The following is a 22,042-nucleotide window of genomic DNA, read 5'->3' on the forward strand; positions in this document are numbered from 1 at the left end:
TACAGTCGCGTTCTGCCCGCTCCCCTGCATGGCCACCTTTCTTCTGGAGATCGGAACCGAGGAACTGCCGGCCGACTTCGTGCGCCTGGCCCAGCCCCAGCTGCAGGCGATCGTGGCCCGCGACCTGCAGGAAGCCCGCCTTGCCTGCGACGCCATCCGAACCGGCGGCACCCCCCGGCGCCTGGCCGTGACCGTCACCGGCCTGCCCCGCCAGCAGGAGGATCTGGTCGAGGACCGCAAGGGTCCGCCGGCCCAGCAGGCGTTCCGCGATGGCCAGCCCACCCAGGCCGCCATGGGCTTCGCCCGGCGCTGCGGCTGCAGCCCCGACCAGCTGGAGATCCGCGACACCGACAAGGGCCCCTTCGTCTTCGCCCGCACCACCGAGGCCGGCCGCCCCACCGCCGAGGTGCTGGTCGGCTGCATCCCCGGCTGGATCCGTTCCCTGCAGGGGCGGCGCTTCATGCGCTGGGGCGCCGGTGATGGCCGCTTCAGCCGGCCCCTGCGCTGGCTGGTGGCGCTGCTCGATGAGGCGGTGGTGCCGGTGGCGCTCAGCGACGTCGATCCGCCCCTGGCCAGCGACCGCCTCAGCCGCGGGCATCGCCTCCATCCCGGGACCGTGACGATTCCCTCCGCCGCGGGCTACGCCGCCGCCCTGGAGGCGGCCGATGTCCAGGTCGACCGGGAGGCCAGGGGTGCCGCGATCCGCACCGCTCTGCAGGCGGGGGCGACAGCGGCAGGAGCCGAGCTGGATCTGCCGGAGGCCCTGTTCGATGAACTGGTCGACCTGGTGGAGTCCCCCCGCCTGATCGAGGGCTCCATCGACACCGACTACCTGGCCCTCCCCCCGGAGGTGCTCAGCACCGTGATGCGCTCCCACCAGCGCTACGTGCCCCTGCGCCTGGCGAACGCCGCGGCCGATCCCCTGGCCCTGGAGGCCGGCGAGGCCCTGATGCCCCGCTTCCTGTGTCTGTCCAACGGCCTGGCGGCCGCCGCTGACACGATCCGGCGCGGCAATGAGCGGGTGCTGCGGGCGCGGCTGGCGGACGCGGCCTTCTTCCTGGCGGCCGATCGCCGCCAGAGCAGCGCCGAGCGGGTCGAGGCCCTCGATCGGGTCACGTTCGCCGAAGGGCTCGGCAGCCTGGCCGACCGCAGCCAGCGCCTGGCCTGGCTGGCGGATCGGCTCTGCCGTCGCCTGCCGCTGGCTGACACCGCCGCCGTGGCCGCCCGGCGGGCAGCCCCCCTGTGCAAGCACGATCTGGTGAGCCAGATGGTGGGGGAATTCCCGGAGCTGCAGGGGGTGATGGGGGCCAAGTACCTGCTGGCGGAGGGCGAGTCCCGCGCCGTGGCCCTGGCGGTGCTGGAGCACTACCAGCCCCGCGGTGCCGGTGACGCCCTGCCGGGTTCCGAGGCGGGGGCGGTGCTGGCCCTGGCGGAACGGCTGGAGCTGCTGCTGAGCATCTTCGCCAGGGGCGAGCGGCCCAGCGGCTCCTCCGATCCCTATGCCCTGCGCCGGGCGGGCAACGGAGTGCTGCAGATCCTCTGGGATCGGGACTGGTCGCTCGACCTGGTGGCCCTGATGGCCGAGGCCACGGCCCACTGGCAGCCGTTGCTGCCCGAGCTGGAGGTGCAGCCCCTGACCCTGGCCGCCGACCTGCTCGACTTCCTGCGCCAGCGGCTGGCCAGCCTGCTGGAGGAGGAGGGCTTCGGTGCCGATCTGGTCCAGGCGGTGGCCGGCGATGGCGTCTCCCTGGAGCGGCTGCTGCGGGACCCGGCCGATGCCCGGGCCCGGGTGGAGCTGCTGCGGCGCCTGCGCAGCGAAGGCAGCCTGCCCCTGGTGCAGGCGGTGGTGCAGCGGGCCTCCCGCCTGGCGGAGCAGGCCGACCTGGCGGCGGATCAGGTCAACCCCCAGGGGGTGGTGGATCCGGCGCTCTTCGCTTCCCCGAGCGAGTCGGCCGTGCTGGCGGTGCTGGAACGGCTGGGGGTCCATGCTGCCGCCAGTGGCACCGGCCGCTACGAACCGCTGGCCCGGCTGCTGGGGGAGAGCGGCACCACCCTGGCCGCCTTCTTCGATGGCCCCGACAGCGTCATGGTGCTGTGCGACGAGCCCGAGGTGCGCCGCAACCGCCTGCGGCTGCTGGCGGTGCTGCGCAACCAGGCCTCGGAGCTGGCCGACTTCAGCCGTCTGGGGGGCTGACCCGTCCGGCGTTTCCCCCGGGCGCCCGGGGCCCGGTTCATGCCAGCAGGGCCACCTCGATGCACAGCCCGGGTCCGAAGGCCATGGCCAGGCAGGGCCCGGACGCACCGCTGCGCCGCAGGCGTTCGAGGATGAACAGAAGCGTCGGGGACGACATGTTGCCGTAGTCCCGCAAGACCGACCGCGAGGGTTCGATCAGACCTGGATCGAGATCCAGGCCCTTCGTGACCGCCGAGAGGATCCGGGGTCCACCGGAGTGCACGGCCCAGCAGCCGATGGCGTCGAGGCTCAGACCGTGGGTGGCCAGCCACCCCTCCAGCCAGGGCCGCAGATGCTCGCCGATCAGGCCAGGGACCTGCGGGGAGAGGCCCATGGCGAAGCCGTGGTCCCCGATCTCCCAGGACATGGCCTCCGTGCTGGCGGGCACCAGCAGAGAGCCGCTGGCGATCAGCCGCCCCAGCGGTGCCGTGGCCGGTCCCCCCGGCGCCGGCGGCTCCCCTGTGACCACCAGCGCGGCGGCGCCATCGGCGAACAGGGCATTGGCCACGATCCGCTCCCCATCCCAGCCGTACTGGAGATGGAGGCTGCAGAGCTCGACGGCGCACAGCAGCACGCAGGCCTCCGGCTGGGCCCCGGTGAACCCGGCGGCGACCCTCAGACCGTTGAGCGCCCCGTGGCAGCCCATGAACCCCACGTGGGTGCGGGCCACCCCGGCGTCCAGCGGCAGGGCGGCCATCAGGGCCAGGTCGACGCCGGGGGCATGGAAGCCGCTGCAGGAGACCGTGATCAGATGGGTGATCCGCTCGGCGGGCAGCCGGGCCTGCGCCAGGGCTGCCTGGACGGCCCGCTGGGCCAGGGGTGGTGCTTCGGTGGCGTAGCGCCGCATCCGCTCCCCGGTGCCGGGGCTGGTGGCCCCGAAGAAGGTCTGTCTGGGGTCGCTGCCAGGGGGCTGGAGCAGGACGCTGTGGCGGCTGGCGACGCCCGAGCGGCGGTGCAGGGTCTCCAGCAGGCGGCGCTGGCCTGGGGAGGGCATCTGGTGGGGCAGGGCCACCTCGGCGGCGATGGCGGCGGCATCGGCCTGGGCGATCCGTTCGCGAGGCAGGGCCGTGCCCAGCCCCTGGATGGTCAGGGACATGGCTCGGGGACCAGCGACTTCAACCCGGCGCCATCGAAGGGGTGCAGGAAGGGCGCCGCCAGGGCCGGCCAGCGCTCCACCGCCGCCAGGGCGCAGCGGCTGAGGCCAGGCCGGCGCAGGGCGAAGGCGAGGCCCCCCAGAGCCGCTGGCGCGATCCGATCAGCCGTCGGTACCGGCGAACCCATTGCCGCTCGAGCTCCCTGCTCCAGTGGTGCTGTCTCTGCACGACCAAGGGCACCGCCGCCAGGGCCCCCAGCAGGGCCCAGCCCATCCCCTCCCCCGTGAACGGTTCGACGTAACTGGCCGCGTCCCCCAGCAGCAACAGCCGCTCGGCCGCCGGGGGCCAGCACTGGGCGGTGAGGGCCGGGGTGGCCAGCCAGGCGGCGGCATGGGCCTCGGGAACGGGCTCGAAGCCCGCTTCCGCCAGCACGCCCGCGGCGGCGGCGGCCGCTCCACCGGTCCGGATCAGATGGTCCCGATCGAAGGCGGCCGCCAGATTGGTCGCGCCGGTTTCGGTGCGCACCAGTCCCACATAGCCATGGCGGCCGATCGCCATGTGGATCGTGCCCCGGCCGTAGCTTCTTGCCCCGGTCTCCAGACGGCAACCGGCCCCGACCCTGGAGCGTGGCTGGACCCGGCGGCGGATCCCGACGGCATGGGTCACTCCCGGGCTGCCCAGCCCGGTGGCCACCAGCACCACCCGGGCGCTGGTGGTTTCAGCGGCGCCGCCGCTGCGCAGCCGCACCTCCCGGCCACCGGGGCAGGGGCCGGCCACCGTGGCTGCGGTGCCCGTGCGCCACACCGCGCCCTCGGCCACCGCCGCCTCGCCCAGGGCCAGGTCAAGGCGGCCCCGGGAGAGGGAGCGGCCCAGGGGCAGCTCCAGTTCCAGCTGACGGTGCTGCAGTCCGAGGTGCAGGTGGGTGAGGGGCACGCCTCCCAGGTGGTCGACCAGGTCCGGCAGGCCGGCCCCGGCCAGGGCCCGGAGGGCCACCCCGTCGAGACAGGTGCCGCAGACCTTCCAGCGGGGAAAGGCCCGCTTCTCCACCAGCAGCACCCGCAGCCGTTGCCGTGCGAGCTGGTGGGCCGCCAGGGCCCCGGCGGGCCCGGCCCCGATCACGACCACATCCCACTGGGGAGCCGTCATGGCGTCTCCATCGCCCGCTCGGGACGGCGCCAGCTGAGCAGGAAGCGCTCGGGCCAGTGGCGCGTCAGGCGGGCCCCCCGCAGGACGGCCCGATCCGCCAGATCAACGGCCTCGTCCATCCGGAAGGCCCCCTGCACCGACACGGGACCATCGAAATGAACGATCGGCGAGCGACTCAGCAGCCGGCAGCCCACCCAGGCCAGCCCGTAGCCCAGGGGACTGCGGATCAGGTCGTTCACCAGCACCAGGTGTCGGCTGCTCTGACCCAGGCGGCGGAGCAGCTCGACGGCGTCGGTGTCCTCGAGATGGTGCAGGAACAGCCTGCAGACCATGACGTCGTAATCCGCCGGCAGGGGATCCACCAGCACATCAGCCTGGAAAAAGCTGCTGCCCTCCGGGGGGCCGGCGCCATGGCCGCTGGCGATGGCCACCGCCTGCGCGCTGCGGTCGCAGCCGTCCACCTGCACGGCCAGTCCGCTCCTGCGGCAGCGTTCCGCCAGGGCGATGGTGTTGTCGCCGCCTCCGCAGGCCACATCCAGGATCCGCAGGGGCCGATCGGAGCCGAGGGCGACGGCCAGGGCCTGGACCGGCCTGAACAGGCACCCCACGGCGCCGCTGATGGCATTGATCCGTCGCAGACCCTGGAGGGCCTGCCCGTGGGCAGCGGCGTCGATGCCGTCCTGGTCCATCCACTCCGACTGTCGGTTCCGCTCGCCCAGGGGCTGCCAATGCATCGGTGATCGTCGCTGCGGGTGGGGCGGCATCGTTGTGGGTGGGGAATCGCCTGGATCGGAGGCCTCCCAGAATTTCGGAGCAGGGTCTCCTGGCAGGGACCTTCAGCGGGCGTCCCCTAACTTGTCTGTTCGCTCCGACCGCTGGCCGAGGGGCCATCACTGAAATTGCCGATGCTGTTCGACGGTGTTCTGATTGTTCTCCTGATTCTGGTCAACGGGATTTTTTCGGGTTCGGAATTGGCCATGATGTCGGCTCGGAGATTGCGCCTTGAGCACCAGGCGGAGGCCGGAGACCACAAGGCGGAAGTGGCTCTGAAACTAATCCGATCCCCCAACGATTTTCTCTCGACGGTGCAGATCGGCATCACATTGATCGGCATTCTGAGTGGTGCCCTGGGCGGCTCACGGGTGGCCGAGGGCCTGCGGCCGCTGCTGGAGGCCGTACCCCCGCTGCGGGCCTGGGCCGATCCCCTGTCCCTCGGACTGGTGGTCACGCTGATCACCTTCCTGTCCCTGGTGCTGGGGGAGCTGGTGCCCAAGCGCATCGCTCTGCATGACCCGGAGCGCATCGCCTGCCTGGTGGCCCCCGCCATGCGGAGCCTGTCGCGCTGGATGGCCCCCCTGGCCCATCTGCTCGGCTCCTCCACCGATCGCCTGCTCAGCCTGATCGGCATCGGCGAGGGGGGCGAACCGGAGATCACCGAAGATGAGATCAGGACCCTGCTGCGCAGAGGAACGGAGTCCGGCCTGTTCGAGGCGGCCGAACACGCCATGGTCGAGCGGGTGTTCCGGCTGGCCGACCGCCCCGTCAGGGCGATCATGACCCCCCGCACCGATATCCGCTGGCTTGATCTCTCCGATTCCCCCGAGACCCATCTGCAGCAGGTGATCGAAGGCAACCATTCCCTGTTCCCGGTGGCCCGCGGCAGCCTCGATGCCTGCGTGGGGGTGGTGCGCGGCCGGGCCGTTCTGGCGGCCCGGCTCACCGCGGCCCCCGGCCCGGTGGAGACCCTGGTCCAGGCCCCGCTCTACGTGGGGGAGAGCACCCGGGCCCTGAAGCTGATCGAGCAGTTCAAGAGCTCCGGCATCCACATTGCCCTGGTGACCGACGAATTCGGGGGCATCGAAGGGCTGGTGACCCTGAATGACGTGATGGAGGCGATCGTCGGCGACCTCTCCTCGGCCACGGACAAGGATGACCCGATGGTCATCGTCCGCCAGGATGGGTCCTGGCTGCTCGACGGGGCCCTCGACATCGCCGACTTCGAGGATCTGGTGGACCGACGGCCTCTGGCGGAGGAACTCCGGGGCGGCTATCAGACCCTGGGCGGCTTTGTGATGCACGTGCTCGAACACATCCCCAGGGCGGGGGATGTCTTCACGTGGGAAGGGCTGCGGATCGAAGTCGTCGACATGGACGGCAACCGGGTCGACAAGCTGCTGGTCAGCCGCCTCGACCCGGCCCCGGAACTGCCCTGATCAGGCGAGCTTCACACCGCGATCCTCACTTGACCACCAGCACCGGCTCCTTTTTGGAGCCGGCATCGGGATCCGTGCCGGCATCCGGGTCGGTGGGGGGGGTCGCGGCGTGGACGCCGGCCGGCTTCATCGCCGAGCGGGGCTCGGCGGCCGCCAGGATCGCTTCGGCCTCCTCCACCGAGCGCACGGCGCTGGGCACCGGCTTGTAGCCGGCGGGAGCCAGGGCCTGGCCCCGCAGCACCGCCCCCAGGGTGAGCACCGTGAGCTTGATCTGCTGCCAGGGATTCATCGCCACCACCCGCTTGTAGAGGTAGCTGTCGAAGGTGAGGCGCTGCACGTCCTTGTCGTCGCACATCTCGACGAACGCCTCACGGGCGGCATCGTTGCTGTAGAAGATGTTCTGGAGCAGTTCCAGCACCTTGTAGGTGGCGCCGTACTTGCGGTCCCACTTGCGGATGTAGACCTTGAGATCCTTCTCGGTGGGGATGCGGCTGCCGGAGGCGCTGGCGGCGACGATCTCCTCGGCGCACATGCGGCCGCTCTTGGCGGCGAAGTAGATGCCTTCGCCGGAGCTCTTGGTGACGTAGCCGGCGGCATCGCCCACCAGGGCCATGCGGCCCACCACCCGCCGGGGGCGGGGATGCTCGGGGATGGGGTGGGCTTCCACCTTGATCACCTCACCCCGCAGCAGACGGCGGCTGGCCCGCTCACGGATGCCCTTCTGGAGCCCCTTGATCAGGGACTGGTTGGCCTGCATGGTGCCGGTGCCCACCGCCACGTGGTCGTACTTGGGGAAGACCCAGGCATAGAAATCGGGCGACACGTCGGTGCCGACGTACATCTCCGCGAGATCCTCGTAGTAGGCCATCTCCTCGGCCGGCAGCCGGATCCGCTCCTGGAAGGCGATCGCGACGTTGTAGTCGCCGGCATCCATGGCCTTGGCCACCCGGCTGTTGGCCCCATCGGCGCCGACGATCAGATCCACCTCGAGGGTCTTCAGCTCACCGGTGGGGCCGCCGGAGGAGTAATCGGCGTAGTGGAGGGTGTAGGGACCCTGGCGCTGGCTGCCGGTGTCGATGCTCTGCACCAGGCCGTTGACCAGGTGGGCGCCGAGTTCGGCGGCCCGGTTGCGCAGGAATCCGTCGAGCACCTCCCGGCGACACATGCCGATGTATTCGTTGCTGTTCTCCAGATGGATGTCCACCTCCCGGTTGGAGGGGGAGATCATCCGCATGTTCCGCACCTTGCGGTCGATGATCGATTCCGGCAGATCGAATTCCTCCACCATGCACAGGGGAATCGCTCCACCGCACGGTTTGGCGTTGTCGAGCTTGCGCTCGAACAGCCAGGTCTCGATGCCGGCCTTGGCGAGAACTTCCGCAGCACAGGAACCGCTGGGGCCGCCGCCCACGACTGCCACTCGCAACATCTTGAAACCTGCTCCGCCATTGGGATGTGGGGGGGAAGCTAACACTGCTGAACCGGTGACTGCCCGGTATGGAATCGACTGAAATGAGCTCCCACCTAAGATCGAGGGTCGCTCGCGGCTGAGGGAATGCCCGCCCACGCTCCGCCGAGGCCCGTCGCTGCTGGCCGGCCGCTGAGGCCAGCCGCCGCCGCCAGCCGCTGATGCCCCTTGGTGACGACATCCCGCTGGCCCGGCGCTCCACGCCCCCTCCGCGCCGGCCGGCCTCCGTTCCCAGGCGGATCGCCCAGGTGGTGCTCAGCGGTGCCCTGCTGGCCGGCGGCAGCGTGCTGCTGCTGATCGGCCCCCTGCGCTCCTGGATCACCCCCACCCCCGTGCCGGGACTGTCGGCCCGTCTGGGGCCGGATGGCCGGCTCCTCGGCCACTTTCCCTATCCCGAAGCCGACCCCGCCGAGCTGGTGGCCATCGCCCCCGGATTGCGCCTGCGGCCGGAGGCGGCCCGTGCCCTCGAGGCCATGCGGGCCGCTGCCGATGCCGACGGTGTGGTGCTGACGGTGCTCAGCGCCTGGCGCAGCGTCGAGCTGCAGAAGCAGCTGTTCTTCGATGTCAAGGCCGAGCGCAACCAGACCTCCGCCGACCGGGCCCGGGTCAGTGCGCCGCCCGGCTTCTCCGAGCACAGCACCGGCTTCGCCGTGGATCTGGGGGACGGTCGCCTGCCCTCCACCAATCTGATGGAGAGTTTCGAGACCACCGAGGCCTACCGATGGCTCGATCGCCACGCGGCCCGCTTCCACTTCGTGCGTTCCTTCCCCAGGGGCAACCCCCAGGGCGTGAGCTACGAACCCTGGCACTGGCGCTTTGAAGGTTCCACCGAAGCCCTGGAGATGTTCGAGCCGGCCCAGCGTCTGGCCCGCTGAGCCGATGGGTTCGGGGACCCGTCGCCGGGCTCCAAGGAGGGGGTGGGAGTAGGATCAAGATCCGCTTCAACGTTCGCCACATGTCCCACCGGGCCGGCGCGGCAGGGTTTCCCAAAAAACCCTGACGAAGCGTCAGAGCGCTGGTCGGTCCCTGTTCAGGGCCACTTCTGGGCCACGGACACCCTGTCCCGTCCAGTTCAACGCCCAGCTGAACGCCACGTTGGCAGCGACATGTCTTTTTCGTTTCGCCATCAACGCCCCGTTTCCCTGGAGACGACCACCGTCGATTCGATTCCGACGATCCCCTTCCCACACCTTCGCAGGACGACATTCCCATGAGCGGCGACATCAAAGGCGCCCCGATACGCAATATCGCGATCATTGCCCACGTCGACCACGGCAAGACCACCCTGGTGGATGCCCTGCTCGAGCAGTCCGGCATTTTCCGCGAAGGTGAAGCGGTGCCCACCTGTGTGATGGATTCCAACGACCTGGAACGGGAGCGGGGGATCACGATTCTCTCCAAGAACACCGCCGTCGATTACAACGGCATCCGCATCAACATCGTCGACACCCCTGGTCACTCCGATTTCGGCGGTGAGGTGGAGCGGGTGCTGGGCATGGTGGATGGCTGTCTGCTGATCGTGGACGCCAATGAGGGGCCCATGCCCCAGACGCGCTTCGTTCTCAAGAAGGCGCTGGAGAAAGGTCTGCGGCCGATCGTGTTCGTCAACAAGATCGACCGGGCCCGCGTCGATCCGGAACAGGCGGTCGACAAGGTGCTCGATCTGTTCATCGAGCTCGGCGCCGACGACGACCAGTGTGATTTCACCTATCTCTTCGGCAGCGGCATGGGCGGTTACGCCAAGCCCGACATGGCCACCGAGAGCGACAACATGAAGCCGCTCTTCGACGCCATCCTGCGGCATGTGCCGCCGCCGGTGGGGGATCCCGCCAAGCCCCTGCAGCTGCAGGTCACCACCCTCGACTACTCCGATTTCCTGGGTCGGATCATGATCGGCCGGGTCCACAACGGCACGATCACCGGCGGCCAGAACGTCGCCCTGATCCGCGACGACGGCAGCATCAAGCGCGGCCGGATCAGCAAGCTGCTCGGCTTCCAGGGGCTGCAGCGGGTCGAGATCCCGGAAGCCCGGGCGGGTGATCTGGTGGCCGTCGCCGGCTTCGACGAGGTCAACATCGGCGAGACCATCGCCTGCCCCGACCACCCCGAGGCCCTGCCGCTGATCAAGGTGGACGAACCCACCCTGCAGATGACCTTCGTCGTCAACGACTCCCCCTTCGCCGGCAAGGAAGGCAAGTTCGTCACCAGCCGCCAGCTGCGCGACCGCCTGCAGCGGGAGCTGCTCACCAACGTGGCCCTGCGGGTCGAGGACACCGACTCCCCCGACCGCTTCTCGGTCTGCGGCCGTGGTGAGCTGCACCTCGGCATCCTGATCGAGACGATGCGTCGCGAGGGCTTCGAGTTCCAGGTGTCCCAGCCCCAGGTGATCTTCCGCACCATCGACGGCACCCCCCACGAGCCGTTCGAAACCCTGGTCATGGACGTGCCCGAGGAGGCCGTCGGCAGCTGCATCGAGAAGCTCGGCATCCGCAAGGGCGAGATGCAGAACATGGAAGCCACCAGCGACGGCCGCACCCAGCTGGAGTTCGTGGTGCCCTCCCGCGGCCTGATCGGCTTCCGGGGCGAGTTCATCCGCGCCACCCGCGGCGAGGGGATCATGAGCCACTCCTTCCTCGATTACCGCCCCATGCAGGGCGACTTCGACGCCCGTCGCAACGGCGTGCTGATCGCCTTCGAGGAGGGCACCGCCACCTTCTACGCCCTCAAGGGTGCCGAGGACCGGGGCCAGTTCTTCATCACCCCCGGCACCAAGGTCTACAAGGGGATGATCGTCGGCGAGCACAACCGTCCGCCCGACCTCGAACTCAACGTCTGCAAGGCCAAGCAGGTCACCAACATTCGCTCGGCCGGTGCCGAGGTGCTCGACACCCTCCAGTCACCGATTCAGATGACCCTGGAGCGGGCCCTGGAGTACATCGGCCCCGACGAGATGCTGGAGGTCACCCCCGAATCGATCCGGCTGCGCAAGATGCCGGTGAAGAAGCCCGCCAAGCGTTGAGTCCCGGCGCCCCATCCGCCGATGAGGAAACCCTGCTGCAGGCCGACCCCCGCCTGCGGCAGGCCGTCGAGCACTTCAATGCGGCCGCGTGGTACGCCTGCCACGACGGCTTCGAGGAGCTCTGGCACGAGACCCAGGGGCCGATGCGGCCCGTGCTCCAGGGTCTGCTCCAGATCGCCGTGGCCGAGCTGCACCTGGAACGCGACAACCGCCGCGGTGCCACGGTGCTGATGGGTGAGGGGCTGGGCCGCCTGCGGGGCTGCGGCGACGAAGCCCTGGGCCTGGCCCTCGGGCCGGTCCGGCTCCGGGCCGCCCAGCGGCTGGAGGCCCTGCAGCAGCAGGCCGACCTCACCGGTCTGCCCCTGCCGCGCCTGGAACTGGCGCGGGGAACGGGCACGGCGCCGGTACATTGAGCACACTCAAGGCCTCCACGATTTCCACCTTGACCCTGCCCCCCCGCCCACTGCTGTTCGTGCTCGCCGCGGGGTGCGTGGGCGCCGCCCTGCTGGTGCTCCCGTCCCGCCCCGTCGCGGCCCAGGCGCCGGCCGCCACGGCCCAGGCGCCGCGCCCGAAGGCGCCCGCCACCGGCATGGTCACGATCGAGTCCGATGTGCAGCAGGCCGACAACCAGAACGGCATCGTCACCGCCACGGGCAACGTGCGCATCGTCTATGCCGATCGCGGCATGACGGCCACCTCGCGCCAGGCCCAGTACTTCAGCAACGAGGGGCGCCTGGTGCTCACCGGCGACGTCGATGTGATCGACACCGATGGCCAGCGCCTGCGGGCGGAGCGGCTGGTCTACCAGCTCGACAGCGAGCGCATGCTGGCGGAACCGCCGGCCGGCAAGCAGGTCTTCAGCAAGTTCCGCCTGCAGCAGCAGGGCACCTCCAAGCCTGACGCAGCCAAGCCTGCTCCCCCCAAGCCGTGAGCCTGGTTCTGGAGAGGGTGGCCATCACCCTCGCCGGCCGCCCCCTGGTGACCGACGTGAGCCTGGATCTCCACCCAGGGGAGGTGGTGGGGCTGCTGGGGCCGAACGGGGCCGGCAAGACCACCACGTTCAACCTGATCACCGGCCTGCTGCGGCCCGACTGCGGTGAGGTGCTGCTGGATGGGCAGTCGGTGGCCCACCTGCCCATGCCCCGCCGTGCCCGTCTGGGCATCGGTTATCTGCCCCAGGAGGCGAGCGTGTTCCGCCAGCTCAGCGTCCGCGACAACCTGATGCTCGCCCTGCAGGAAAGCGGCTCGGAGCCCGCCGGACGCCGTCGACGTCTGGAGGTGCTGATCGAGGACTTCCACCTGAGCGGCTTCCAGAACCGCCGTGGCTACCAGCTCTCCGGAGGGGAGCGGCGCCGCTGCGAGGTGGCCCGGGCCCTGGCGGTGGGGGACCAGGGCCCCCGCTACCTGCTGCTGGACGAACCCTTCGCGGGGGTGGATCCCATGGCCGTCGCCGATCTCCAGGCCCTGATCGACAGCCTGCGCGGCCGTGGCATGGGCGTGCTGATCACCGATCACAACGTCCGGGAGACCCTGGCGATCACCGACCGGGCCTACATCCTGGCCGATGGCAGGATCCTTGCCTCCGGTGCCTCCCATACCGTGGCCAACGATCCCCTGGTGCGGCGTCACTACCTCGGCGAGGGCTTCCAGCTTTGAAGGGGGCCCTGCTGGAGAAGCGCCCCACCTGGCTGCAGCTGCCGGGCGGCGAGCGGCTGCGTGACTGGAAGCGGGTCCCCCGCTGGCGGGATCTGCCCCTGCTCGACCGCTGGCTGCTGCAGGAACTGCTGGGCCCGTTGCTGTTCGGCATCGCCGCCTTCACCGCCGTGTCCCTGTCGGTGGGGGCGGTGTTCGAGCTGGTGCGCCGGGTGGCCGAGTCGGGGCTGCCGGTGATGGCGGCCATCCAGGTGCTGCTGCTGCGCCTGCCCTCCTTCCTGGTCCTCTCCTTCCCGATGGCCACCCTGATGGCCACCCTGCTGGCCTACAGCCGCCTCTCGGGGAGCAGCGAACTGACCGCCCTGCGCAGCGTGGGCGTGAGCACCCGCCGCATGGTGCTGCCGGCCATGGCCCTGGCCCTGGTGATGACCCTGCTGACCTTCGTGTTCAACGACGCGATCGTGCCGCGGGCGAATCTGGCGGCCACCAACAGCCTGGAGCGGGCCCTCGGCAAGGCCATCGCCACCGAGCAGAGCGACAACGCCCTCTATTCCCGCTTCACCGACGTCAAGCTGGCCAACGGCGAATCAGTCAAGTGGCTGACCCACATCTTCCATGCCCGCCAGTTCCGCAAGGGGGTCATGCTCGATGTCACCCTGCTCGACTTCTCCCGCCACGGCTACCGGCAGATGCTCACCGCACTCACCGGCAAGTGGAACGAGAAGGAGGGCATGTGGGAGTTCAACAAGGGCCGCATCACCAACATCGACGTGGCCAGCGGCACCACCACCTCCGCGAGCTTCGACCGTTACCTCTACCCCTTCACCCGGGACCCGATCGAGGTGGCCCAGCTGCCCACCGACGCCAGCACCATGACGGTGGGCCAGGCCCTCACGGCGGAGCGGCTGCTGCTGGAGGCCAACAACACCAAGGAGGCGCGGCGGCTGCGGGTGCGCATCCAGGAGAAGTTCGCCTTTCCGGCCATCTGCCTGGTGTTCGGTCTGATCGGCAGCAGCCTGGGGGTGCGCCCCAATTCCCGCACCAGCCGCAGCCAGGGGTTCGGCATCAGCGTGCTGCTGATCTTCGGCTACTACCTGATGTCCTTCATCTTCAGCTCCCTGGGGATCACGGGCACCCTGATGCCCTTCCTGGCGGCCTGGCTGCCGGTGGTCATCGGCCTGGCCGGCGGGCTCTGGCTGCTGCGGCAGGCCAGCCGCTGAGGCCCCACCGGGGGGACGGCACGGCAAAGTGGATCGGTTTCGATCCGCTCCCTTGGTGAACGATCCGGTCATCGGTCTCGGCCTCGCGGCCTTCGCCCTGCTCCTTCTGGTGCTGCCCATCGCCTTCTGGTCCGTCAGCGGCGGCCAGAGCAACCCGGTGGTCAGGATCCTGGTGGCCTCGGCCAATCTCTGCCTCACGGCCCAGCTGGTGTTGCGCTGGTGGGAGTCGGGCCACTTCCCGATCAGCAACCTCTACGAGTCGCTCTGTTTCCTGGCCTGGGCCTGCACCCTCACCCAGCTGCTGGTGGAGCGCAGCTGGCCCAACCCGCTGGTGGCGGCGGCGGCCACGCCGATGGGTCTGGGCTGTGTGGCCTTCGCCAGCTTCGCCCTGCCGGATCGCCTCCAGGAGGCCTCGCCCCTGGTGCCGGCCCTGCGCTCCAGCTGGCTGGTCATGCACGTCAGCGTGATCATGGTCAGCTATGCGGCCCTGCTGGTGGGCTCCCTGCTGTCGGTGGCGGTGCTCTTCGTCGACCGCAACGAGGATCTGGAGCTGCGCAGCAGCTCGATCGGCAGCGGCGGCTTCCGCCAGGCCCGGCTGGCCAGCGACGGCCCCGGTGCCATGGCGCTCAGCAGCAGCAGCTTCCGCATCAGTGAACAGCTCGACAGCCTCAGCTACCGCACCATCACGGTGGGCTTCCTGCTGCTCTCGGTGGGCCTGGTGAGCGGGGCGGTGTGGGCGAATGAGGCCTGGGGCAGCTGGTGGAGCTGGGACCCGAAGGAAACCTGGGCCCTGATCTGCTGGCTGGTCTACGCCGCCTACCTGCACACCCGTCTGATCCGCGGCTGGCAGGGGCGCCGGCCGGCACTGGTGGCCTCGGCGGGCCTGGTGGTGATCGCCGTCTGCTACATCGGCGTCAACCTGCTGGGCATCGGGCTGCACAGCTATGGCTGGTTCCTGGGCAGCTGAGCGGCCGCACGGGTTGCTGTTGCCCCCCCGGGGGCTCCCCAGCAAAACGAAAAGGCCGCCCGTACCGGGCGGCCTGATGACCCTCAGACCAGGGCCGGTTCGGGGCGGCGGCTGTTGCGGATGCCCGTGATGGCCTCGGCGTAGTCGGCCTGGCTGAACACCCCCGACCCGCTGACGATGGCGTTGGCGCCCGCCTCGATCACCTGCCAGGCGTTGGCGGCCTTGATGCCGCCATCCACCTCGATCCAGGGATCCAGTCCCCGTTCGTCGCACAGACGGCGCAGCTGGCGGATCTTCTCCACCTGGGAGGGGATGAAGCTCTGGCCGCCGAACCCGGGGTTGACGCTCATGATCAGCACCAGATCACAGAGCTCCAGGCAGTACTCGAGGGTGTCGAGGGGGGTGCTGGGGTTGAGCACCGCACCGGCCATCTTGCCGAGGTCCTTGATCTGGCTGAGGTTGCGGTGCAGGTGGGGGCAGGCCTCCACCTGGACGCTGATGATGTCAGCGCCGGCCTTGGCGAAATCGGCCACGTATTTCTCGGGCTCGACGATCATCAGGTGCACGTCCAGGGGCTTGGTCGTGACGGGGCGCAGGGCTTCGACGATCAGCGGGCCGATGGTGATGTTGGGCACGAAGCGGCCGTCCATCACATCCACATGGATCCAGTCGGCGCCGGCGGCGTCGACGGCCCGGACGTCGTCGCCGAGGCGGGAGAAGTCGGCCGAGAGGATCGACGGGGAGATCACCAGGGGCTTGGTGCTCATGGACGGCCACCGCAGCGGAAGAGTGAAGCGATTGTAAGGAGCCGCCCACCGTGGGACTCCCGGGGGGATCCCGGGCGCGCTGATACGATGGCCCCGCTTCGATTCCGAGAGGCCTTGCAGCGGCTGGAACGTTCCCCGCTTTGCCTGCGGTCCGCCTCCGGCGTGCCGGCCCCTCGTTGAGGCCCCTCCCCCTGCCGGACCGTTGTGGATCGCACTCTCATCCAGGAACTGCTCGAAGTCGTCGAGCAGGCCGCCATCGCCTCCGCCCGCCTGACCGGGCTCGGCAAGAAGGACGAAGCCGATGCCGCGGCGGTGGAAGCCATGCGCACCCGCATGGGCAGCATCGCCATGCAGGGCCGGATCGTGATCGGCGAGGGGGAGCGGGATGAGGCGCCCATGCTCTACATCGGTGAGGAAGTCGGCAGCGGCACCGGCCCCGGCGTCGACTTCGCCGTCGACCCCTGCGAAGGCACCAACCTCTGCGCCAACGCCCAGGACGGCTCGATGGCCGTGCTCGCCGCCAGCGACCGGGGCGGCCTGTTCTACGCGCCGGACTTCTACATGAAGAAGCTGGCGGCGCCCCCGGCGGCCAAGGGCAAGGTGGACATCCGCAAGAGCGCCACCGAGAACATCGCCATCCTCAGCGAGGTCCTGGGCCTGGCCCCCAGCGAACTCACCATCGTGGTCATGGACCGCGCCCGCCACAAGGACCTGATCGCCGAGATCCGTGCCACCGGCGCCCGGGTCAAGCCGATCAGCGACGGTGACGTCCAGGCCGCCATCGCCTGCGGCTTCGCCGGCACCGGCACCCACTGCCTGATGGGCATCGGCGCCGCTCCCGAAGGGGTGATCTCCGCCGCCGCCCTCCGGGCCCTCGGCGGCCACTTCCAGGGCCAGCTGGTGTACGACCCCGCCGTCGCCCAGACCAGCGAGTGGGCCGACTACACCAAGGAGGGCAACATCGCCCGCCTCAACGAGATGGGCATCACCGACGTCGACAAGGTCTATGAGGCCGAGGAGCTGGCCTCCGGCGAGAACGTCGTCTTCGCCGGCAGCGGCATCACCCCGGGCCTGCTGTTCAAGGGCGTCGTGTTCGAGTCCGACTGCACCCGCACCAGCAGCCTGATCATCAGCACCCTCGACCGCAGCGCCCGCTTCACCGATACGGTGCATATCAAGGAAGGCGCCAAGAGCATCGCCCTGCGCTGATCCCACCAGAGTCCGGACTTCGGAGCCCGCCTCCATGCACATCGCCGTCGTCGGTCTGAGCCATCGCACGGCTCCGGTGGAAATCCGCGAGCGCCTCAGCATCCCTGAGCAGACCATGGAGGATTCCCTCCAGCGGCTCCGCTCGGATGAGCAGGTGATCGAGGCCTCGATCCTGAGCACCTGCAACCGGCTGGAGATCTACACGCTCCTGCGCCACCCCGAACAGGGCATCACCGCCGTCGGCGATTTCCTCAGCCAGCAGTCCGGTCTGGCGGTGGAGGAGCTGCGTCCCCACCTGTTCACCTACCACCACGAGGAGGCCGTCGGCCACCTGCTGCGGGTGGCCGCCGGCCTCGACAGCCTGGTGCTGGGGGAGGGCCAGATCCTCTCCCAGGTGAAGAAGATGGTGCGCCTGGGCCAGGAGCACCGCTCCGTGGGCCCGATCCTCAACCGCCTGCTCAACCAGGCGGTGAGCACCGGCAAGCGGGTGCGCACGGAAACCAACCTGGGCACCGGGGCGGTGTCGATCAGCTCGGCCGCGGTCGAGCTGGCCCAGCTGAAGGTGGGCCAGGCCCGGGGCACCGATGAACTGGTTCCGCTGGACCAGGAACAGGTGGCCGTGGTGGGGGCCGGGCGGATGGCCCGGCTGCTGCTGCAGCACCTGCAGGCCAAGGGCTGCCGGGGGGTGGTGCTGCTCAACCGCACCGTCGCCCGGGCCGAAGCCCTGGCGGCCGATTTCCCCGCCCTGCCGGTGCAGTGCCGTCCCCTGGACGACCTCGACCACTGCCTGAGCACCTGCTCGCTGGTGTTCACCAGCACCGGCGCCGAGGAGCCGATCATCACGGCCCGGCGGCTGGAGGGGCTCAACCGCCGCTCCAGCCTGATGCTCATCGACATCGGCGTGCCCCGCAACATCAGTGCCGATGCGGCCCAGCTCCAGGGTGTCGACAGTTTCGACGTCGACGATCTCCAGGAGGTGGTCGCCCGCAACCAGGAGGCCCGCCGGGAGATGGCCGCCGAGGCCGAGGGGCTGCTGGCGGAGGAGGCCAGGCTGTTCCTGGAGTGGTGGGACGGCCTCGAGGCGGTGCCCCTGGTCAACCGCCTGCGCCTGCAGCTGGAGGACATCCGCGAACAGGAGCTGCAGAAGGCCCTCAGCCGCATGGGCCCGGACCTCTCCGCCCGGGAGCGGAAGGTGGTCGAGGCCCTCAGCAAGGGCATCATCAACAAGATCCTGCACACGCCGGTCACCCGGCTGCGGGCCCCCCAGCCCCGCCAGCAGCGGCGGGCGGCCATGGGGGTGCTGCAGGACCTGTTCGAGCTTCACGACGACCCGCCGGAGGCCTGAGCCCCGCCCCACGGGAGGGTCCCCGCTTCACCGGCTCCAGCCCCACCTTTCACTGCAACGGAACATGAACCGAGAAGCCGCAGCGCCGCGCTCCCCGTCACCACGCTCCAGTACGGTCTGGCCAGCCAAGGACCGAGGACTGGGCTCATGAAACGCGTTCTGGCCATCATCCTGGGAGGCGGGGCAGGAACACGTCTCTACCCCCTCACCAAGATGCGGGCGAAGCCCGCCGTTCCCCTCGCCGGGAAATACCGACTGATCGATATTCCCATCAGCAACTGCATCAACTCCGAGATCAACAAGATCTACGTGCTGACGCAGTTCAACAGCGCCTCGCTCAACCGTCACCTGACGATGAGCTACAACCTCTCCTCCGGTTTCGGCCAGGGCTTCGTGGAGGTGCTGGCCGCCCAGCAGACCCCCGACAGCCCCAGCTGGTTCGAAGGCACGGCCGATGCGGTGCGCAAGTACCAGTGGTTGTTCCAGGAGTGGGACGTGGACCACGTCCTGATCCTCTCCGGTGACCAGCTCTACCGGATGGACTACAGCAAGTTCGTCCAGCACCACATCGACTGCGGCGCCGAACTGACGGTGGGGGCCCTGCCGGTGGATGGGGCCCAGGCGGAGGGCTTCGGCCTGATGCGCACCTCCTCCGACGGCCGCATCCTGGAGTTCAGCGAGAAGCCGAAGGGTGCCGCCCTCGAGGCCATGCGGGTCAACACCGAGAGCCTGGGCCTCTCCGCCGAGGAGGCCGCCAAGCGGCCCTACCTGGCCTCGATGGGGATCTACGTCTTCAACCGCAACACCCTGTTCGACCTGCTGGCCAGCCATCCGGAGGCCACCGATTTCGGCAAGGAGATCATCCCCGCGTCCCTCGGCCGGGGGGACCATCTGCAGACCTTCCTGTTCGACGACTACTGGGAGGACATCGGCACGATCGGGGCGTTCTACGAGGCCAACCTGGCCCTCACCGACCAGCCCAATCCGGCCTTCTCCTTCTATGACGAGAAGTTCCCCATCTACACCCGGCCCCGCTACCTGCCCCCCAGCAAGCTGCAGGACGCCCAGGTGACCCAGTCGATCATCGGCGAGGGATCCCTGCTCAAGGCCTGCAGCATCCACCACTGCGTGCTCGGCGTTCGCTCCCGGGTCGAGGACGAGGTGGTGCTCCAGGACACCCTGCTGATGGGGGCCGACTTCTTCGAATCCTCCGAGGAACGGCTGGTGCTGCGCGAACGGGGCGGCACCCCGATCGGTGTGGGCCGGGGCACCACCGTGAAGGGGGCGATCCTCGACAAGAACGTGCGCATCGGCCGCGACGTCACCATCGTCAACAAGGACCGGGTGGAGGAGGCCGATCGGCCGGAGCTCAACTTCTACATCCGCAACGGCATCGTCGTGGTGGTGAAGAACGGCACGATCGCCGACGGCACCGTGATCTGAGGCCCGCGCCGGGGGAGGGCTGGGCCAGCAGTTGCTGACATCCCCCCCCGGGACACCGACGCGCCGCCGACCGCTGGCCACAGTGGCGATGAAGCAAGACATCCACGCTCCTATGGGCAAGGCGCATTTCGGACTCATCGGCCTCGGCGTGATGGGTGAGAATCTGGTCCTCAACGCCGAGAGAAACGGTTTCTCAAGCGTCGTCTACAACCGGACCTACGCCAAGACCGAGGAGTTCCTGGCCGGACGCGGCGCCGGCAAGGACATCGTGGGAGCGGCCAGCCTCGAAGAGTTCGTGGCGGCCCTGGAGCGGCCCCGCCGCATCCTGATGATGGTGAAGGCGGGCGATCCGGTGGATGCCACCATCGCCAGCATCTCGCCGCTGCTCGAGGAAGGCGATCTGCTGATCGACGGCGGCAACTCCCTCTACACCGACACCGAACGGCGGGTCAAGGAGCTGGAGAGCAAGAGTTTCGGCTACATCGGCATGGGCGTCTCGGGCGGCGCCAAGGGGGCCCTGGAGGGGCCGAGCATGATGCCCGGCGGCACCAAGGCGGCCTACGACGCCATCGAAAGCCTGGTCACGAAGATGGCCGCCCAGGTGGAGGACGGCCCCTGCGTCACCTACATCGGCCCCGGTGGCGCCGGCCACTTCGTCAAGACCGTCCACAACGGCATCGAGTACGGCATCGAGCAGATCCTGGCCGAGGCCTACGATCTGATGAAGCGCATCGCCGGGATGGACGGCGATGCCATGGCCGATGTGCTGGGGGGCTGGAACCAGACCGAGGAGCTCGCCTCCTTCCTGGTGGAGATCACCGAGGTGTGCCTGCGCACCAAGGATCCCGAGAGCGGCGGTGATCTGGTGGAGCTGATCGTCGATGCCGCCGGCCAGAAGGGCACCGGCCTGTGGACCGTGGTCAGTGCCCTGGAGATGGGGGTGCCCGTGCCCACCATCTACGCCGCCCTCAATGCCCGGGTGCTGAGCTCCCTGCGCAGCGAGCGGATCGCGGCCGAAGCGGTGCTGCACGGCCCCGCCCCCCACAGCTTCTCCCTCGGGGAGCCCGCCACCGGCATGGCGCCGCTGCGGGACGCCTGCATCCTGGCCTGCATCGCCAGCTACGGCCAGGGGATGGCCCTGCTGCAGGAGGCCTCCAAGCTCCACGACTACAACCTCGATTTCTCGGCCATCGGCCAGATCTGGAAGGGGGGCTGCATCATCCGGGCCCGGCTGCTGCAGCGGATCCAGGACGCCTACGGCGCCAATCCGTCCCTGCCCAACCTGATGCTCGATCCCTGGTTCGCCACCCAGGTCAACCAGCGCCTGGCCGGCCTGCGCCAGGTGGTGGCGGGGGCGGCCCTGGCGGGCATCCCCGTGCCCTGCCTCAGCAGCACCCTCGACTACATCGACAGCTACCGCACCGGCCGCCTGCCCCAGAACCTGGTGCAGGCCATGCGCGACTGCTTCGGCTCCCATACTTATGAGCGCACGGACCGCCCCGGCGCGTTCCATACCGAGTGGCTCGTTTGACCGAACCCAGCACCCGCTACCAGCTGATCGTCGCCACCAGCCCGGACGACCTGGCCCGCAAGACGGCCGAGCAGATCGCCTCCGGCATTGATCTGGCTCTGGCGGAGCGGGATCGGGCCCAGATTGCCCTGGCCGGCGGCGAAACGCCCCGGGCGGCCTACGCCCGGCTGGCGGAGGAACACCTGCCCTGGGAGCGGGTCGATGTGCTGCTGGGGGATGAGCGCTGGGTGCCGGCCGACGACCCCTCCAGCAATGCCCGCATGCTGCGGGAAACCTTGCTGGCCCACCCCCAGGCCAGCCGCGCCCGCTTCCATCCGGTGCCCACCGACCGTCCCACCCCGCAGGCCAGCGCCGAGGCCTACGCCTCCGAGCTGGCGGTGCTCTGCCCCGGTGCGCTGCCCCGCTTCGATGTGCTGCTGCTGGGCCTCGGCGACGACGGCCACACCGCCTCCCTGTTCCCGGGCACGGCGGCCCCCGGCGTCAGCGACCGACCGGTCACCATCGGCGAGGGCAAGGGCCTGCCCCGCATCACCCTCACCGCACCGGTGCTCTCGGCCGCCCGCCGGGTGATCTTCCTGGTCAGTGGCGCCGGCAAGCGCCAGGCGCTCGCCCGGCTGCTCGACCCGAGTGAGCCCGCCGAGCGCACCCCCGCCCGGCTGGTGCGGCCCGCGGGCGTGGTGGTGATCCTGGCGGACGCCGCCGCCGCCGCCGATCTCCCCGGCACCTGAGGCCGT

Annotated in this window: 19 protein-coding genes; 14 read left to right on the plus strand and 5 right to left on the minus strand. The window is 69.7% G+C overall.

The window, feature by feature from the left end; genetic code table 11:
- Positions 1-28: 28 nt before the first annotated feature.
- A complete protein-coding gene (gene glyS / locus KBZ08_RS03070) occupies positions 29-2,194 on the plus strand; it encodes a glycine--tRNA ligase subunit beta (RefSeq protein ID WP_254971260.1) in 2,166 nt (721 codons plus the stop codon).
- A 37-nt stretch (positions 2,195-2,231) separates the two neighbouring features.
- On the opposite strand, the gene KBZ08_RS03075 is transcribed toward glyS, so the two are convergent.
- From KBZ08_RS03075 to KBZ08_RS03085, 3 genes are read right to left on the minus strand one after another with little or no spacing between them, the layout of a single operon-like run.
- Positions 2,232-3,329, minus strand: a complete 1,098-nt coding sequence (locus KBZ08_RS03075; RefSeq protein ID WP_254971269.1) for a type III polyketide synthase — start codon at positions 3,327-3,329, stop codon at positions 2,232-2,234.
- 19 nt (positions 3,330-3,348) lie between these two features.
- A complete protein-coding gene (locus KBZ08_RS03080) occupies positions 3,349-4,473 on the minus strand; it encodes an NAD(P)/FAD-dependent oxidoreductase (protein WP_254971271.1) in 1,125 nt (374 codons plus the stop codon).
- Entirely contained in the window at positions 4,470-5,207 is a 738-nt protein-coding gene (locus tag KBZ08_RS03085) for a methyltransferase domain-containing protein (RefSeq protein ID WP_254971273.1), read from the minus strand. Before KBZ08_RS03085 ends, KBZ08_RS03080 begins: the two co-directional genes overlap by 4 nt.
- Before the next feature lie 171 nt (positions 5,208-5,378).
- Between KBZ08_RS03085 and KBZ08_RS03090 the strand changes: the two genes are divergently transcribed.
- Entirely contained in the window at positions 5,379-6,686 is a 1,308-nt protein-coding gene (locus tag KBZ08_RS03090; protein WP_254971275.1) for a hemolysin family protein, read from the plus strand.
- A gap of 25 nt (positions 6,687-6,711) precedes the next feature.
- Here the strand turns inward: KBZ08_RS03090 and chlP are convergent, their stop codons facing one another.
- The gene (chlP, locus tag KBZ08_RS03095) at positions 6,712-8,115 is read right to left on the minus strand and encodes a geranylgeranyl reductase (RefSeq protein ID WP_254971277.1); all 1,404 of its coding nucleotides are present in this window, start codon (positions 8,113-8,115) and stop codon (positions 6,712-6,714) included.
- Between the two features lie 200 nt (positions 8,116-8,315).
- Between chlP and KBZ08_RS03100 the strand changes: the two genes are divergently transcribed.
- From KBZ08_RS03100 to ccsB, 7 genes are all read left to right on the plus strand, one after another.
- Positions 8,316-9,029 (plus strand): D-alanyl-D-alanine carboxypeptidase family protein, encoded by a 714-nt coding sequence (locus KBZ08_RS03100; protein WP_106219953.1) that lies wholly within the window; start codon positions 8,316-8,318, stop codon positions 9,027-9,029.
- Between the two features lie 335 nt (positions 9,030-9,364).
- The gene (gene typA, locus KBZ08_RS03105) at positions 9,365-11,173 is read left to right on the plus strand and encodes a translational GTPase TypA (protein ID WP_254971278.1); all 1,809 of its coding nucleotides are present in this window, start codon (positions 9,365-9,367) and stop codon (positions 11,171-11,173) included.
- A complete protein-coding gene (locus tag KBZ08_RS03110) occupies positions 11,170-11,586 on the plus strand; it encodes a DUF309 domain-containing protein (RefSeq protein ID WP_106219955.1) in 417 nt (138 codons plus the stop codon). The genes typA and KBZ08_RS03110 overlap by 4 nt, the downstream gene beginning before the upstream one ends.
- A 29-nt stretch (positions 11,587-11,615) precedes the next feature.
- Positions 11,616-12,104: an LptA/OstA family protein gene (locus KBZ08_RS03115; protein ID WP_254971280.1), complete on the plus strand. Its 489-nt coding sequence runs from the start codon at positions 11,616-11,618 to the stop codon at positions 12,102-12,104.
- Positions 12,101-12,829 carry an LPS export ABC transporter ATP-binding protein gene (gene lptB / locus KBZ08_RS03120; protein ID WP_106219957.1) on the plus strand — a complete coding sequence of 243 codons (729 nt, stop codon included), beginning with the start codon at positions 12,101-12,103 and terminating at the stop codon, positions 12,827-12,829. The genes KBZ08_RS03115 and lptB overlap by 4 nt, the downstream gene beginning before the upstream one ends.
- A 56-nt stretch (positions 12,830-12,885) precedes the next feature.
- Positions 12,886-14,046, plus strand: a complete 1,161-nt coding sequence (locus KBZ08_RS03125; protein WP_181280028.1) for an LptF/LptG family permease — start codon at positions 12,886-12,888, stop codon at positions 14,044-14,046.
- 55 nt (positions 14,047-14,101) lie between these two features.
- Positions 14,102-15,013 carry a c-type cytochrome biogenesis protein CcsB gene (gene ccsB / locus KBZ08_RS03130; RefSeq protein WP_043326237.1) on the plus strand — a complete coding sequence of 304 codons (912 nt, stop codon included), beginning with the start codon at positions 14,102-14,104 and terminating at the stop codon, positions 15,011-15,013.
- An 83-nt stretch (positions 15,014-15,096) separates the two neighbouring features.
- Here ccsB and rpe read toward each other — a convergent pair whose 3' ends face one another.
- Positions 15,097-15,780 carry a ribulose-phosphate 3-epimerase gene (gene rpe, locus KBZ08_RS03135; protein WP_106219959.1) on the minus strand — a complete coding sequence of 228 codons (684 nt, stop codon included), beginning with the start codon at positions 15,778-15,780 and terminating at the stop codon, positions 15,097-15,099.
- Between the two features lie 204 nt (positions 15,781-15,984).
- On the opposite strand from rpe, the gene glpX reads away from it, so the two are divergent.
- From glpX to pgl, 5 genes are all read left to right on the plus strand, one after another.
- The gene (glpX, locus tag KBZ08_RS03140) at positions 15,985-16,989 is read left to right on the plus strand and encodes a class II fructose-bisphosphatase (protein WP_106219960.1); all 1,005 of its coding nucleotides are present in this window, start codon (positions 15,985-15,987) and stop codon (positions 16,987-16,989) included.
- Positions 16,990-17,023: 34 nt separating this feature from the next.
- Entirely contained in the window at positions 17,024-18,334 is a 1,311-nt protein-coding gene (locus tag KBZ08_RS03145; protein ID WP_106219961.1) for a glutamyl-tRNA reductase, read from the plus strand.
- Positions 18,335-18,481: 147 nt separating this feature from the next.
- Positions 18,482-19,777, plus strand: a complete 1,296-nt coding sequence (locus KBZ08_RS03150) for a glucose-1-phosphate adenylyltransferase (RefSeq protein ID WP_106219962.1) — start codon at positions 18,482-18,484, stop codon at positions 19,775-19,777.
- A gap of 112 nt (positions 19,778-19,889) precedes the next feature.
- Positions 19,890-21,308 carry an NADP-dependent phosphogluconate dehydrogenase gene (gene gndA, locus KBZ08_RS03155; protein WP_254971284.1) on the plus strand — a complete coding sequence of 473 codons (1,419 nt, stop codon included), beginning with the start codon at positions 19,890-19,892 and terminating at the stop codon, positions 21,306-21,308.
- A complete protein-coding gene (gene pgl / locus KBZ08_RS03160) occupies positions 21,305-22,036 on the plus strand; it encodes a 6-phosphogluconolactonase (protein WP_254971285.1) in 732 nt (243 codons plus the stop codon). The genes gndA and pgl overlap by 4 nt, the downstream gene beginning before the upstream one ends.
- Positions 22,037-22,042 lie beyond the last annotated feature (6 nt).

This window comes from Cyanobium sp. Candia 9D4, assembly GCF_024346155.1.
Taxonomy (GTDB): domain Bacteria; phylum Cyanobacteriota; class Cyanobacteriia; order PCC-6307; family Cyanobiaceae; genus Cyanobium; species Cyanobium minutissimum.

Excerpts from the sequence above, each read along its gene's own strand:
- glyS (WP_254971260.1), top strand. The coding sequence starts at position 29 with ATGGCCACCTTTCTTCTGGAGATCGGAACCGAGGAACTGCCGGCCGAC.
- rpe (WP_106219959.1), bottom strand. The coding sequence starts at position 15,780 with ATGAGCACCAAGCCCCTGGTGATCTCCCCGTCGATCCTCTCGGCCGAC.
- KBZ08_RS03100 (WP_106219953.1), top strand. The coding sequence starts at position 8,316 with ATGCCCCTTGGTGACGACATCCCGCTGGCCCGGCGCTCCACGCCCCCT.
- KBZ08_RS03085 (WP_254971273.1), bottom strand. The coding sequence starts at position 5,207 with ATGCATTGGCAGCCCCTGGGCGAGCGGAACCGACAGTCGGAGTGGATG.
- KBZ08_RS03080 (WP_254971271.1), bottom strand. The coding sequence starts at position 4,473 with ATGACGGCTCCCCAGTGGGATGTGGTCGTGATCGGGGCCGGGCCCGCC.
- gndA (WP_254971284.1), top strand. The coding sequence starts at position 19,890 with ATGGGCAAGGCGCATTTCGGACTCATCGGCCTCGGCGTGATGGGTGAG.
- typA (WP_254971278.1), top strand. The coding sequence starts at position 9,365 with ATGAGCGGCGACATCAAAGGCGCCCCGATACGCAATATCGCGATCATT.
- KBZ08_RS03090 (WP_254971275.1), top strand. The coding sequence starts at position 5,379 with ATGCTGTTCGACGGTGTTCTGATTGTTCTCCTGATTCTGGTCAACGGG.
- KBZ08_RS03145 (WP_106219961.1), top strand. The coding sequence starts at position 17,024 with ATGCACATCGCCGTCGTCGGTCTGAGCCATCGCACGGCTCCGGTGGAA.
- chlP (WP_254971277.1), bottom strand. The coding sequence starts at position 8,115 with ATGTTGCGAGTGGCAGTCGTGGGCGGCGGCCCCAGCGGTTCCTGTGCT.
- KBZ08_RS03075 (WP_254971269.1), bottom strand. The coding sequence starts at position 3,329 with ATGTCCCTGACCATCCAGGGGCTGGGCACGGCCCTGCCTCGCGAACGG.
- KBZ08_RS03150 (WP_106219962.1), top strand. The coding sequence starts at position 18,482 with ATGAAACGCGTTCTGGCCATCATCCTGGGAGGCGGGGCAGGAACACGT.